Origin of the sequence: Thalassococcus profundi (assembly GCF_003344785.1) — a bacterium.
Classification (GTDB): domain Bacteria; phylum Pseudomonadota; class Alphaproteobacteria; order Rhodobacterales; family Rhodobacteraceae; genus Puniceibacterium; species Puniceibacterium profundi.
The window spans coordinates 48,700-60,710 of record NZ_QPMK01000021.1 but is presented as its reverse complement, the minus strand read 5'-3'; the positions used below and the strand labels follow the sequence as shown (position 1 = coordinate 60,710).

The window sequence follows — 12,011 nt, the reverse complement described above, 5'->3', positions numbered from 1 at the left end:
TTGTGCCGGGAAAAAGCCCTCAGAACTTTTGCCAGACCCCCAGCTTGAGTCCGTAGGTGTTGTCTCCGGTCAGGCCGAGATGCCCGCCGATGTCGACATAGCGATCCGGCCCGATGGGGATCACCACCGAGGGCGCCAGCCGGGCGAAGACCGGATCGCCGTAGGGCGCGCCGGTCTGCAGTTGCAGAAGATATTTCCAGTCGTTCGGCATCGTTACGCCGAAGGTCATGTCGATCTTCGCATCCAGCTGGCCGGTGGACGTGCCGATCTCGGCCAGGCTGTCCACCGCCAGCCAGCCGCTGGCATCGCCCCAGGAGAAACCGCGCCCGATCGAGAGGCCGGGCCGGATCACCGGTGCGCCGTCGATCCTGCCCAGGCCCAGTTCGACCGAAACCTTGAGCGTCGCCTCTGGCCGCGTCAGCGGAACCCGCAGGAACCCGACGGTCTTGCCGTTGCCAGACACCGACCGGCCCAGGTCCAGCCCGGCGGTGATCCGGTCCGTCAGCCCGTATTCAAGGTAGCCGGTGTAGTATTTGCCCGGCGGCTGCACTTCGGGTCCGATGACGCGGGGCCAGGACAGCCGCGCATCGGTGGCAAAGAACCCCTGTCCTGCGGGCCGCGGCCAGGCCCCGGCGGCGGCCTCGCCAGCGCAGAGCGTCGCCAGACCCAGCAGCAGGGGCAGGGGGCAGAGGGCAGAAAGGTCATGGCTCATGCGGTCACCTCTGCCTGCAAGCTTGTCGAAACCTTGGTTAATGCCCGCTTAACGCGCACCGGGCGCAGGGCGGCCATGGCCTTTCCGGTGCCGTGCGGACAGAATGCATCGCAGACGCGCAGAGAATCAGGGGGCGCCGCACATGGCAGGGGCGATCATCACCGTGGCCCAGCAAAAGGGCGGGTCGGGCAAGACCACGCTCACGGCCAACCTGGCCATCGGGTTCCTGCGCCAGGGCAAACGGGTGGCGCTTGTCGACATCGACCCGCAGGGCAGCCTGGGCCGCTGGTTCATGACCCGGCTGGAAACCGACGAAGCCTTGGTCGAGAACCTCGACTTCGCCACCTCCAGCGCCTGGGGCATCACCTACGAATGCCGCAAGCTGGCCGATGGCCACGACGTGGTGATCGTCGACACCCCGCCCAAGGCCGACAGCGACCTGCGCCCCGCGCTGCGCGCCGCCGACCTGGTGATCGTGCCGGTCTCGATGAGCCACGTGGACCTCTGGGCGACGGAAGGCGTGCTCGACCTCGCCCGCCGAGAGGACAAGGAGGCGCTGGTGGTCATCAACCGCGCCCGCGCCGGCACCCGCCTTGCCGCCGACGTGGCCGAGGCCGCGGGCAAGCTGTCCGCCCGCATCGCCGACACGCAACTCGCCAACCGCGTGATCTATGCCGAGGCGCTGGGCCGCGGCCGCGGCGCTGCCGAAGGCCCCAAGACGCCCGCCCGCGCCGAGGTCGATGCCCTGGCCGAAGAGGTGGCGGGGATTCTCGCCGACCTCTGACCGCGGCGCGGCTTTTCACCGCGCGCCGGGCGCGGTAGACCGGCGGCATGGCCACACCGGAGACCCGCATGACCGACCTCGACGCCCTGCGCGACCTCATCCGCGCCGACAGCGCCACGCGCGGGCAGCCGATCTCCAGGCTCGGCTATTTCTGCGCACCCTTCCGGCCCGCGGAGGGGCCGTTCGCCGACCGCGTGATCAAGGTCTACCGCGGCCTGCGCGACCCGGCGGCTCTGGACCGGCTGGCGGCGGCGCATGACGACTATGCCGCCGCCCTGCGTGACGCCGGCGTGCCGTTGCCCGAGACCGAGTTCCTGCTTCTTGATATCGACGGCGCCCGCGTCCCGGTGATCCTGCAGGAGGCGCTGCCGCAGGACAGCATGATGCGTCCGCTGATGCAAAGCCGGCCATTGCCCGAGACCCTGACGATGATGGAGGCGGCGGGCGACGTGATCGCCACCTTCTGGACCGCCGCCGACCGGTTCGACACCCGCATCGGCTTTCACCCCTCGATCCGCAACTTCGCCATCGTCGACGGCAAGGCGGTATTCTTCGACACCTTCCCGCCGCTGATCCATTACAGCCGCGCCGAGATGGGGAAGATGCTGCTGCAATTCTCCGACAAGGCGCTGATGCGCTGGGTCGGCCCGCTGATGCAGGGGCGCGTCACCGGCATCCAGGACGAATGGTATTCGCCGCCCGAAACGCTGGTGGGGCTGGTGGGGTCGGCCTGCCGCCTGCGGCCCGAGGGCGTGCAGGGCTACCTCGACTGGGGCCGCGACTTCGCCGAGCGCCGGATGCCGCGCTGGCGGGCCGAGGCGCTGGCGGGCCTGGCAGAGCCGCCGCGCCTGCCGGGCTACTGGACCGGCTTCCGCAAGCTGCTGGGGCTGCAGGGCGAACCGAACCTCTGACCGCGCCCGGCTGATCTGGATCAAGGCGCGCCGCCTTGCACCGCTGCACCCTGTACACACGCGACACAGGAGACTTCGCATGTATTCCAACATCCTCGTTCCCGTTCTCTTCGACGACGACGCCCGCATCCAGAAGGCGCTTGAGGTGGCCCGCACGCTGGCGACCCCCGATGGCCGCATCACGGTGATGCACGTGATGGAAGATGTGCCCGGCTACGCCATGCGCTACCTCAGCGACGATTTCATGAAGACCGCCGGCGATGCGATCGAGGCGCAGCTCAAGGACCTCGCCGCCACGCTGCCCAATGCCAGGGGTGTGCTGATCCACGGCCATTCCGGCCGCTCGATCCTCGAATACGCCCGCGAGCACGAGACCGACCTGATCGTCATCGCCTCGCACCGACCTGGAATGCAGGACCTCGTGCTCGGGTCGACCGCGACGCAGATCACCCGCCACGCCCCCGCCGCGGTGCATGTGCTTCGGTGATTGACATCGCCTCTGCCTGTGCCATGTGGCGCGGCAGAGGTGACCCATGACCGACCTGTCCGACGATCTCGATCTCGCCAAGCGCGACCGCATCCCCGAGGCGCTGCTGGAATTGCTCGACGCCTTCCCGCGCGACCGGTGGGAGGCGCATCCGAATTTCGCGGGACTGGTGCAGTTCTGGCTGGAACGGCACCTGATGTTCCGCAAGCTGGGCTCCCTGCTGCGGGAGGATGCCGAGGCCGCCGTCGACGGCCGCATCGACCCCGCGCAGTACAAGCCGCGCCTCGCGCGCTACGGCGGCATGCTGGTCAGCCAGCTGCACGGCCACCACCAGATCGAGGATCACCACTACTTCCCGGTGCTCAGCGGGCTGGAGCCGACCCTGCTACGCGGCTTCGGCATCCTCGACAAGGATCACCACGCCATGGACGGGCTGCTGAACCGCTTCACCGACAGCGCCAACGCGGTGCTGCAGGACACCGGCGAGTCGGGCGATTTCCACTCGGAATTGATGTCCTTCCAGCATATGCTGAACCGACACCTTGAGGATGAAGAGGACCTGATCGTTCCGGTCATCCTCAAACACGGACCGGAGGGCCTGCAATGAGAGCGCTGATATTCCTGACCCTGCTGTCCGGCTGCGGCGTGCCCTTCGTGCCGCTGATCTAGAGCGTTTTGCGTTCAGCTTGAAACAAGATGCATCACTCGACGTGTTGAAACCTTTGGTTTCAGGCCGCATTCCGTGCTGCGGGTTTAACCCGGACGCTTCAGGATGTGTCGATCCGCCGAACCCGCGCGCCCCTTCATCTTGCCGATAAACTCCGGAGAGCACGAGAGGCAGCGCCTCTCGTATGCCGCTGGCATCCAGAACGCCTCACCCCGCCTCTTCGACCGGATAAAGCGCCCGGCATTGCGCCACGTCCCGCCCGGCGGTCTTGCGCAGCTGGGGCAGGATCCGTGCCAGCTCCGCCTGCCGTGCCCGCAGAGCCGGAGCGTCGATCGGCGCCTTGCGGGTCACCGGCTGCAGATCGCGTTCGAAACAGGGATAGAAGCCGCCGCCCGGGATCGGGCAGGCGCGCCGCCGGACCCGCTCCTCGAACCGGGTCTTGAAGACATAGCCGCGGGCCAGGTCGCGGGCGTTGTCCGCCTGCTCGGACAGCGCCGCGCGATAGGGCGCGGCGGCGTCGGATTCGCATTGCTCACGCGGCGTGGCGCAGGCGCCGAGGGCCAGAAGGGCGCAAAGGCTGAAGGACCGGATCATGTCGGCAGTCTATCCCGTAACCGCCCCGAGGGCAGTGCGAAATCGCGCCGCTCTCGGGGTCGTGACACGGTCCGCGCCGCCTCAGCCCTTGATGGTGACCGCGTTGATCCTGCCCCAGCCGTTATCGGCGTTGGAGGTGAAGTTGATCTCGACCGTGTCGCCGGCCTTGAGGCCTTCGGGCACGGTCTTCAGGGTCTCGAGCGACCAGACGGTCTTGTCCTCGAGCACGATCACGTTGGCGACGCGGTCGTAGGCCAGGACGGTGCCCTGGGTGCTGTCGGCGAAGGCGGGAACGGCGGTTACGGCCAGCAGGGCCGCGGCGATCAGCGAACGCATGTACGTGTCTCATGAAGAGGAGGGCGCTCTCGGGGCGTGCTCGCCCCTGCAGCCGCCGGACGGAGCCTCACGCCCGGATTGCGCGCATATGAGGCCAGCGCATGAGTCGCGCAAGGGGAATGACGGGGTGACTGAAAAACTTCCTCCGATGGCCCCTTCCGGCACGAAAAAGCGCGGACCCGAAGGCCCGCGCTGAACATCTTCTCCGTGATCCGGGTTGCGCTCAGACGCGCACCGAACCGCCACGGGGGCCAGCCACCAGCCAGGCGATGAAGCCAAGCACCGGCAGGATCAGGATGGCGAGGATCCACAGGACTTTCGCCAGGGTCGAGGCCCCGGAGGTAAAGACGTTGTAGATCGCGTAGATGTCGGCGATGAGGACGATGAGCCCCAGAAGTCCATATTCCATTGTGCGTCTCCTTTGTTCTGGCAGGACAACGCACGGGATCGTGACATCCGTTCCCGGAAATGTTTTTTCGCCGTGAAGGAACCTTGACGCGAGTACGGTGTTGCGCGGCGCTTTGCGAAGCTCTGCCCCCCGTCGCGCGCATCGCCGGAGACCTTGGACAATCTCGGGCTCAGGAGTTTCCCGACACTCTGATTCCTACCGCTTCTTCCGCCGCTGCACATTGCCGCCGCGCATCCCGCCACGTCCCGCCGTGGACCGGCCCGAGGCCTTGGTCGCGGCCTCCGTCGCCGCGTCGATGGCCGACTGACGTGCCAGAGGGTCGTCGGCGACGGCAAGGTCCACCGCCTCCAGCCGCTTGACCTCGTCGCGCAGGCGCGCGGCCTCCTCGAACTCGAGGTTCTCGGCGGCCTTGCGCATGTCGGTGCGCAGCCCGTCCAGCACCGCCTGCAGGTTGCCGCCGTGAGCCTTGTCGACCTTGGCGGTGACGCGGTTCATGTCGACGTCGCCCTTGTAGAGGCCCTGCAGAATGTCATCGACGTTCTTCTTGATCGTCGCGGGCGTGATGCCGTGCTCCTCGTTATAGGCGATCTGCTTTTCGCGGCGGCGGTTGGTCTCGGCCAGCGCGCGTTCCATCGACCCGGTAATCCGGTCGGCATACATGATGACGCGGCCCTCGGCATTCCGCGCCGCCCGGCCGATGGTCTGGATCAGCGAGGTCTCCGAGCGCAGGAAGCCTTCCTTGTCCGCATCCAGAATGGCCACCAGCCCGCATTCGGGAATGTCGAGACCCTCGCGCAGCAGGTTGATGCCGATCAGCACGTCGAAGGCGCCAAGGCGCAGGTCGCGCAGAATTTCAATTCTTTCAATGGTATCGATGTCGGAATGCATGTAGCGCACCCGGATGCCCTGTTCGTGCATGTATTCCGTCAGATCCTCGGCCATGCGCTTGGTCAGCGTGGTGCAGAGCGTCCGGTAACCGTCGGCCGCGACCTTGCGCACCTCGTCCAGAAGATCGTCCACCTGCATCTCCACCGGGCGGATTTCCACCTGCGGGTCCAGAAGGCCGGTGGGGCGGATCACCTGTTCGGTGAAGACGCCGCCGGTCTGTTCCATCTCCCAGGCCGCGGGCGTGGCGGATACGAAGACCGACTGCGGCCGCATCGCGTTCCATTCCTCGAACTTGAGGGGGCGGTTGTCCATGCAGGACGGCAGGCGGAAACCGTGTTCGGCCAGGGTGAACTTGCGCCGGTAGTCGCCCTTGTACATGCCGCCGATCTGCGGAACCGAGACGTGGCTCTCGTCCGCGAAGACGATGGCATTGTCGGGGATGAATTCGAACAGGGTGGGCGGCGGTTCGCCGGGCGCGCGGCCCGTCAGGTAGCGCGAATAGTTCTCGATCCCGTTGCAGACGCCGGTGGCCTCCAGCATCTCGATGTCGAAATTGGTGCGCTGCTCCAGCCGCTGCGCCTCCAGCAGCTTGCCTTCGCCGACAAGCTGGTCGAGCCGCTGGCGCAGCTCTTTCTTGATCTGGATGACCGCCTGCTGCATCGTCGGCTTCGGCGTCACGTAATGGCTGTTGGCATAGACCCGGATGCGGTCGAAACTGCCGGTCTTCTCGCCGGTCAGCGGATCGAATTCGGTAATCGCCTCAAGCTCTTCCCCGAAAAAGCTCAGCTTCCACGCGCGGTCCTCGAGGTGGGCGGGAAAGATCTCGAGGCTGTCGCCGCGCACCCGGAAACTGCCGCGCTGGAAGGCCTGGTCGTTGCGGCGGTACTGCTGCGCCACGAGGTCCGCCATGACCTTGCGCTGGTCGTATTCCTGTCCAACATGCAGATCCTGCGTCATCGCGCCGTAGGTTTCCACCGACCCGATGCCGTAGATGCACGAGACCGAGGCGACGATGATCACGTCGTCGCGCTCCAGAAGCGCCCGGGTGGCCGAGTGGCGCATCCGGTCGATCTGTTCGTTGATCTGCGATTCCTTCTCGATATAGGTGTCCGACCGCGCCACGTAGGCCTCGGGCTGGTAGTAGTCGTAATAGCTGACGAAATACTCGACCGCGTTGTCGGGAAAGAACCCCTTGAATTCGCCGTAAAGCTGCGCCGCCAGCGTCTTGTTGGGGGCGAGGATGATCGCCGGGCGCTGGGTTTCCTCGATGATCTTGGCCATTGTGAAGGTCTTGCCGGTGCCTGTGGCCCCAAGCAGCACCTGGTCGCGTTCGCCGTCCAGGACGCCCTGCGCCAGCTCCTTGATCGCGGTGGGTTGGTCGCCTGCCGGTTCGAATTCGGTCGCCATGCGAAAGCGGATGCCGCCTTCGAGCTTTTCGCGGGTCTTCACGTCCGGCGCGGGCGCGTGCATCAGGACGGGCGTCGTTTCGGACTTGTCGGAATGGGCATAGGGCATGGGGCGCCTCCTTGTCCTCTTATTTGTCATGCGCGGGCCAAGATGCAAGGCGGCGCGGGCCGGTCTTGGCGATCAGCTGTCCGGGCACTGCCGCGCGTGGGCGTCGAGCACGCGCAGCGTCACCTCGCGCACCTCGTCCACACCGCCCTCGGGGTCGGCGTCGTCGACCAGGGTTTGCAGGAAATCGGCGATCGGCACCACGTCGGAGCAGCGGGTGTCGAGCCAGATCTCGTTCTGGAGGCGGACGGCCGCATACTTTTCCATCAAACCAAGGCGGACACCGTCGTCGGGATGCGTTTCCGCATGGGCCAGCGCGGCACGCAGCGCGTCGCGGGCAGCGTCCGGGTCCTGCGCCGGGCCACGGGCGAAAAGGATGCGCCCGCGCAGCAGGTCCATGTCGCCCTGCCAGATCGGCCCCATGGCGGTCTCGTCCACCGTGTTCGCCACCGCCAGCGCCGTATCGGTCTGTTGCAGGCCCAGCAGCGCCTCGGCCAGCGTGGTCTTTTCCGACCGGGTCAGCTCTTCGGGGTAGTCCTGCCAGAAGGCCACGAGGTTCTTCGTCAGCCGTTCGACCCGGCCGCGCTGCGCCTCGGTCTTGGCAAAGGCCACGCGGTCGTTGTCCTGCGCCTGCTGGATGAAGACGCCTTCGTTGAAGCTCTGCAATTCCGCCAGTTCGGCGCTGGCGATGGACAGGCGGGCCTGGCGTTCCAGCGCCTTCTGGCTGATCAGCTGTTCGTCCAGCACCGTATAGGCGCCCCAGCCCGCGGCCGGAATGCCGACGACGACCATCAGGTTCCTGAGCATCTCCCAACTCACGATCCGCTTCCACAGCGGCGGCTTGGGGGGCTTTTCGATCCGGTCCTTCAATTCGATCAGCCGGCTTTCGAGGACAAGAACCCGGTCTCTGAGGCTTTGGTCATCTGACATGGCGACACCTGCATCCGCGCAATATCCGAAAGGATGCCCGCAGCGGGCGTGTCCGCGCAAGATGATCCCGAGCTCGGTGGACGGTGGACGACCCGGCGCACGTGCGGCGCAACCGGCAGATCGGGAGCGGATGTCGAAAATCGCGGCAAATCGCACGTTGCGGGCAGGCTGCGAATTCACGATACTGCGCCGCAGAGGAAACAGGAGTCTGCTGCATGCGCGCGCGTATCTACCAACCGAGCCGAACCGCCATGTCCTCCGGGCAGGCCAAGACCCATCACTGGGTTCTGGACTTCGCCCCGGACAGCGCCCGCGAAATCGACCCGCTGATGGGCTGGACATCGTCGTCCGACACCCAAAGCCAGGTGCGGCTGCGCTTCGACACCCGCGACGCCGCGGTGGAATACGCCAAGGATCATGGCATCGACGCCCAGGTGATCGAACCGAAAAAGCGCAAGGCGAACGTGCGTCCCCGCGGCTACGCCGAGAATTTCGCCGTCGACCGCCGGGGCGCCTGGACCCATTGACCGAGGCGCCGCTGGTCCGCGCCGCCGCGCAGGATGCTGGCGTCGCGGACCTGCTGGCCGCGCATCACGCGCTGATGCGCGCACAGACCCCGCCGGACAGCTGCCACGTCAAGACCGCCGAGGAACTGACCGCCTCGGGGGCGCAGATTTTCGTGCTGCGAGACGCCGAAGGCGCAGTGCAGGCCATCGGCGCTTTCGAGACCATCGGCCCGGGGGCGGTCGAGCTGAAGAGCATGCACACGGCCGAAGCCGCACGCGGGCAGGGGCTCGGGCGGCGCCTGCTGGAGGGGCTGCTTCACGAAGCGCGGCGCGCGGGGGCTGATAGCGCCTGGCTCGAAACCGGCGCGGAGCCGGGCTTTGCCGCGGCGCGGCGGCTCTACGAAAGCGCGGGCTTCGTGCCGTGCCCGCCCTTCGCCCACTACCGCCCCGACCCGTTGAGCGTGTTCATGACGCGACGGCTGTGACCGGGGTCCGCAGGTGTCTTGCCTCGCCGGGCGAAACCGGGCAGAACCCGCAACAGCGGTCCCTTAGCTCAACTGGATAGAGCAGCTGACTTCTAATCAGCAGGTTGAGGGTTCGAGTCCTTCAGGGATCGCCAGCTTTCGGCACATCATCGTGCGGCCTCGGGTGCGCCGCGTAACTGGCGGTGCAGGGCGGCGTCCAGAGACAGGGCGCCGGCGCCGCGGATCATCAGAACCGACAGGGTGAACACCCAGAAGGCCCGCTGGTCCAGGATCACGCCGTCGGGGGCCGCGTCGAACCAGGCGCCCAGCGTTTCTGCATGGGCGATGCCGCCGTGGCCGTAGAGATCGGTGAGGCTCTGCACCGCGATGAAGCCGATCATGCCGAGCGCGCTCAGCCGGGTGAAGAGACCCAGCACGATCAGCAGCGGCAGCAGGAATTCCGCCCAGGTGCCGGCCACCGCGACGGCCCAGTGAAACACCGTCAGTTGCGAGGCATCGTAGCCCACCGCCTCGAAGGCCTTGGGGAAGATCTGCGCATAGGCGCCGGTCGAAGGCGACAGAAAGCCGAAGACGCCGTCGCCGAGCTTGGTCGCCGCGGATCTCCAGAAATAGACCAGCAGCGTGGCGGCGAAGACGCCTCGCGCCAGCAGCGGGACGAGGGCGCCGGCATGGGCCTCAACGGCGGCAAAAGCACGGTCGTGCAGGTCGAGAATGCGGTCCATGACAAGGCCTTTCAGGGTTGGATATCGGTGATCGCGCCCTGCGCCAGAAGCAGCGACAGGGCTGCGGAAAGGTCGAACCCGTTGCCTGCGGCGTCGATGGACCGGGCCAGCGGCGCGCCGGTCAGCAGCGCCGCGACGAAGGCGCCGCCACCCGGGGGCAGCAGGTGCGGTTCGGGATCGAAGGCGGGGCGGAGGATCACCACGTCCTGCGCGCCGGGGATGGGTTTCGGACTGCCGGGGCGTCTGTTGCGGGCCCAGATGGCGAAGATCGGCCAGGGCGAGCAAATCACCGACACTGCCGGGGCGAGTGACAGGCGCGCGGTGTGCAGCCGGTCTTCGCCGAGGCGGCTCAGACGCGCGGGATCGACCGGCGCGGCATCGGCGGCGTTGTAGGCGCGGCGCAGGGCCAGTTCGATCCGCGCCACGTCGCCGAGATAGGGCAGGCGGGCCAGAGGAGGGAAACTGTCGAGGAAGGCGGGAAAATCGGCGCCGAACTGCATCATCAGCGGCGAGCGGGGCGGCGCGGCGCGCAGGTGGACGCCCGCGACCATGTGGAAATTTTCCGGACCCAGCAGCTTTGCGACCACCGGAAAGCCGGTTTCCAGCGCCTCGCGCAGCGAGACCGCGACGTTGTTGCGGTAGACCGCGAAGCGGCGGCCCGCCGGCCGGCCCGCGCCGTCGGTCAGCCCGGAGGGCACATCCCGGTCCGCGTCCAGAAGCGCGGCTCGAAAGGCGGACTGGACGGTCATGCGGGCAGCGTGGCGCGGCACAGCGCCTCCTCGGCCCTGCGGGCCTCTTCGGCCAGGACCGGCCAGGCGGGCACGTCGGTGTCCCATTCGACCAGAAGCGGCCGCGGACCGGACCGCGCGAGGGTGTACTCCAGAAGCGCCCAGACCGGATCCGCCACTTCGCGTCCGTGGCTGTCGATCAAGAGCGGCGCGCCGTGGTCGTCGTGGTCGTCGTCATGGCCGCCCAGGTGGATTTCCCCGACCCGTTCCAGCGGGAAGGCGTCGATATAGTCCCGCGGCGCGTAGCCAAGGTTCGTGGCCGAGACGAAGACGTTGTTGACGTCGAGCAGCAGGCCGCAGCCGGTACGGCGCGCGACCTCGGCCAGGAATTCGGTCTCGCTCAGCGTCGACTCCGCGAAGGCGAGGTAGCTCGAGGGGTTTTCCAGCAGCATCGGCCGGCCGAGCGCCTCCTGCACCGCGTCGATGTGATCGGCGACGCGGGTCAGCGTGGCTTGCGTGTAGGGCAGCGGCAACAGGTCGTTCAGGAAGTGGCTGTCGTGGGTGGACCAGGCCAGGTGTTCGGAAAAGCTCGCCGGCTGCAGCCAGTCGCAAAGCTTTCTGAGCCGGGCGAGGTGATCGGGATCGAGGCGGCCTTCGCCGCCGATCGACAGGCCCACGCCATGCACGGAAATCGGAAAGCGCTCTGCAAGATGGCGCAGCTGCGCTAGGGGGCGTCCGCCGTCGCCCATGTAGTTCTCGGCGTGGATCTCGAGCCAGCGCACGGGCCCGGCGTCACGGGTGATCTCGGCGAAATGCTGCGCCTTGAAGCCGACGCCGGGGGCGGCGGGCAGACGGTCGGGGGCGGTCAGGTCGAACATCGGTCACCTCTTGCGGATAAGGGTGGCGGGGCGCGGCGCGAGCCGCACCCCGCCGCGCATTTCAGCCCTGCGGCAGGTCGCGGTCGAGCGCTTCAAGCGATCCCATGCGGTCCGATCCGTCGGCCATTTCCGGCAGTTCGATCTCGGTGCAGGTGCCTGCCTCGACCAGCGTCCAGGCGTTGCCCTGGTAGTCGACCTTGGAGGTGCCGGCGCAGGTGGTGCCGGGGCCCGCGGCGCAGTCGTTTTCGCCGGCAAGGCTGACGCCGAAGCACTTTTCCTGCTCCTGTGCCTGCACGCCGGTGGCGGCAAAGGACGCGGCGACGGCGCCGATGATGGCTGCGGTTTTCATGGTGTTGGACATCGGATGAGTTTCCTCTTGGGTGAATTGGATGGTCTGTCGACCCTGTCTGCCCGGGAGCATCCCGGTGACAGCGACAGATTGACCCAGGCCGGAAATCCGCA

16 protein-coding genes and 1 tRNA gene are annotated in these 12,011 nt (G+C 67.3%); 7 read left to right on the top strand and 10 right to left on the bottom strand.

The window, feature by feature from the left end:
- Window positions 1–19 precede the first annotated feature (19 nt).
- On the bottom strand, window positions 20–712 hold the full coding sequence (locus DU478_RS19920; RefSeq protein ID WP_114512640.1) for a hypothetical protein: 693 nt from the start codon (window positions 710–712) through the stop codon (window positions 20–22).
- A gap of 142 nt (window positions 713–854) precedes the next feature.
- Here DU478_RS19920 and parA point away from each other — a divergent pair, with 142 nt between their 5' ends.
- The 4 genes from parA to DU478_RS19900 all read left to right on the top strand — a co-directional run bounded on the left by parA (window position 855) and on the right by DU478_RS19900 (window position 3,501).
- Window positions 855–1,496 (top strand): ParA family partition ATPase, encoded by a 642-nt coding sequence (parA, locus tag DU478_RS19915; protein ID WP_114512639.1) that lies wholly within the window; start codon window positions 855–857, stop codon window positions 1,494–1,496.
- Between the two features lie 68 nt (window positions 1,497–1,564).
- Window positions 1,565–2,407: a DUF6206 family protein gene (locus tag DU478_RS19910; RefSeq protein ID WP_114512638.1), complete on the top strand. Its 843-nt coding sequence runs from the start codon at window positions 1,565–1,567 to the stop codon at window positions 2,405–2,407.
- A 79-nt stretch (window positions 2,408–2,486) separates the two neighbouring features.
- Complete coding sequence (locus tag DU478_RS19905) at window positions 2,487–2,894, top strand: universal stress protein (RefSeq protein ID WP_114512637.1); 408 nt, start codon at window positions 2,487–2,489, stop codon at window positions 2,892–2,894.
- Between the two features lie 46 nt (window positions 2,895–2,940).
- Entirely contained in the window at window positions 2,941–3,501 is a 561-nt protein-coding gene (locus DU478_RS19900) for a hemerythrin domain-containing protein (protein WP_114512636.1), read from the top strand.
- A 267-nt stretch (window positions 3,502–3,768) separates the two neighbouring features.
- Here the strand turns inward: DU478_RS19900 and DU478_RS19895 are convergent, their stop codons facing one another.
- The 5 genes from DU478_RS19895 to DU478_RS19875 form a co-directional block, all read right to left on the bottom strand.
- A complete protein-coding gene (locus tag DU478_RS19895) occupies window positions 3,769–4,155 on the bottom strand; it encodes an excinuclease ABC subunit B (protein ID WP_114512635.1) in 387 nt (128 codons plus the stop codon).
- An 81-nt stretch (window positions 4,156–4,236) separates the two neighbouring features.
- Window positions 4,237–4,491, bottom strand: coding sequence for a hypothetical protein (locus DU478_RS19890; RefSeq protein ID WP_114512634.1), 255 nt, complete (start codon window positions 4,489–4,491; stop codon window positions 4,237–4,239).
- 223 nt (window positions 4,492–4,714) lie between these two features.
- The gene (locus tag DU478_RS19885) at window positions 4,715–4,900 is read right to left on the bottom strand and encodes a PLDc N-terminal domain-containing protein (RefSeq protein WP_114512633.1); all 186 of its coding nucleotides are present in this window, start codon (window positions 4,898–4,900) and stop codon (window positions 4,715–4,717) included.
- 195 nt (window positions 4,901–5,095) lie between these two features.
- A complete protein-coding gene (gene uvrB / locus DU478_RS19880) occupies window positions 5,096–7,303 on the bottom strand; it encodes an excinuclease ABC subunit UvrB (RefSeq protein ID WP_114512632.1) in 2,208 nt (735 codons plus the stop codon).
- 72 nt (window positions 7,304–7,375) lie between these two features.
- Window positions 7,376–8,230 (bottom strand): hypothetical protein, encoded by an 855-nt coding sequence (locus tag DU478_RS19875; protein WP_114512631.1) that lies wholly within the window; start codon window positions 8,228–8,230, stop codon window positions 7,376–7,378.
- Window positions 8,231–8,445: 215 nt separating this feature from the next.
- Here DU478_RS19875 and DU478_RS19870 point away from each other — a divergent pair, with 215 nt between their 5' ends.
- The 3 genes from DU478_RS19870 (at window position 8,446) to DU478_RS19860 (ending at window position 9,355) form a co-directional block, all read left to right on the top strand.
- Window positions 8,446–8,757, top strand: coding sequence for an ETC complex I subunit (locus DU478_RS19870; RefSeq protein WP_114512630.1), 312 nt, complete (start codon window positions 8,446–8,448; stop codon window positions 8,755–8,757).
- On the top strand, window positions 8,754–9,221 hold the full coding sequence (locus DU478_RS19865) for a GNAT family N-acetyltransferase (protein WP_233501466.1): 468 nt from the start codon (window positions 8,754–8,756) through the stop codon (window positions 9,219–9,221). The genes DU478_RS19870 and DU478_RS19865 overlap by 4 nt, the downstream gene beginning before the upstream one ends.
- Before the next feature lie 57 nt (window positions 9,222–9,278).
- A tRNA-Arg gene (locus DU478_RS19860) sits at window positions 9,279–9,355 on the top strand.
- 12 nt (window positions 9,356–9,367) lie between these two features.
- Here DU478_RS19860 and DU478_RS19855 read toward each other — a convergent pair.
- The 4 genes from DU478_RS19855 to DU478_RS19840 all read right to left on the bottom strand — a co-directional run bounded on the left by DU478_RS19855 (window position 9,368) and on the right by DU478_RS19840 (window position 11,910).
- Window positions 9,368–9,943: a DoxX family membrane protein gene (locus tag DU478_RS19855; RefSeq protein ID WP_114512629.1), complete on the bottom strand. Its 576-nt coding sequence runs from the start codon at window positions 9,941–9,943 to the stop codon at window positions 9,368–9,370.
- A gap of 11 nt (window positions 9,944–9,954) precedes the next feature.
- Window positions 9,955–10,692, bottom strand: coding sequence for an HvfC/BufC N-terminal domain-containing protein (locus DU478_RS19850; RefSeq protein WP_114512628.1), 738 nt, complete (start codon window positions 10,690–10,692; stop codon window positions 9,955–9,957).
- Window positions 10,689–11,549, bottom strand: a complete 861-nt coding sequence (bufB, locus tag DU478_RS19845) for an MNIO family bufferin maturase (protein WP_114512627.1) — start codon at window positions 11,547–11,549, stop codon at window positions 10,689–10,691. Before bufB ends, DU478_RS19850 begins: the two co-directional genes overlap by 4 nt.
- Window positions 11,550–11,610: 61 nt before the next feature.
- Window positions 11,611–11,910, bottom strand: coding sequence for a BufA1 family periplasmic bufferin-type metallophore (locus tag DU478_RS19840; RefSeq protein WP_114512626.1), 300 nt, complete (start codon window positions 11,908–11,910; stop codon window positions 11,611–11,613).
- Window positions 11,911–12,011: the final 101 nt, after the last annotated feature.

Excerpts from the sequence above, each read along its gene's own strand:
- DU478_RS19920 (WP_114512640.1), bottom strand. The coding sequence starts at position 712 with ATGAGCCATGACCTTTCTGCCCTCTGCCCCCTGCCCCTGCTGCTGGGT.
- parA (WP_114512639.1), top strand. The coding sequence starts at position 855 with ATGGCAGGGGCGATCATCACCGTGGCCCAGCAAAAGGGCGGGTCGGGC.
- DU478_RS19910 (WP_114512638.1), top strand. The coding sequence starts at position 1,565 with ATGACCGACCTCGACGCCCTGCGCGACCTCATCCGCGCCGACAGCGCC.
- DU478_RS19905 (WP_114512637.1), top strand. The coding sequence starts at position 2,487 with ATGTATTCCAACATCCTCGTTCCCGTTCTCTTCGACGACGACGCCCGC.
- DU478_RS19900 (WP_114512636.1), top strand. The coding sequence starts at position 2,941 with ATGACCGACCTGTCCGACGATCTCGATCTCGCCAAGCGCGACCGCATC.
- DU478_RS19895 (WP_114512635.1), bottom strand. The coding sequence starts at position 4,155 with ATGATCCGGTCCTTCAGCCTTTGCGCCCTTCTGGCCCTCGGCGCCTGC.
- DU478_RS19890 (WP_114512634.1), bottom strand. The coding sequence starts at position 4,491 with ATGCGTTCGCTGATCGCCGCGGCCCTGCTGGCCGTAACCGCCGTTCCC.
- DU478_RS19885 (WP_114512633.1), bottom strand. The coding sequence starts at position 4,900 with ATGGAATATGGACTTCTGGGGCTCATCGTCCTCATCGCCGACATCTAC.
- uvrB (WP_114512632.1), bottom strand. The coding sequence starts at position 7,303 with ATGCCCTATGCCCATTCCGACAAGTCCGAAACGACGCCCGTCCTGATG.
- DU478_RS19875 (WP_114512631.1), bottom strand. The coding sequence starts at position 8,230 with ATGTCAGATGACCAAAGCCTCAGAGACCGGGTTCTTGTCCTCGAAAGC.
- DU478_RS19870 (WP_114512630.1), top strand. The coding sequence starts at position 8,446 with ATGCGCGCGCGTATCTACCAACCGAGCCGAACCGCCATGTCCTCCGGG.
- DU478_RS19855 (WP_114512629.1), bottom strand. The coding sequence starts at position 9,943 with ATGGACCGCATTCTCGACCTGCACGACCGTGCTTTTGCCGCCGTTGAG.
- DU478_RS19850 (WP_114512628.1), bottom strand. The coding sequence starts at position 10,692 with ATGACCGTCCAGTCCGCCTTTCGAGCCGCGCTTCTGGACGCGGACCGG.
- bufB (WP_114512627.1), bottom strand. The coding sequence starts at position 11,549 with ATGTTCGACCTGACCGCCCCCGACCGTCTGCCCGCCGCCCCCGGCGTC.
- DU478_RS19840 (WP_114512626.1), bottom strand. The coding sequence starts at position 11,910 with ATGTCCAACACCATGAAAACCGCAGCCATCATCGGCGCCGTCGCCGCG.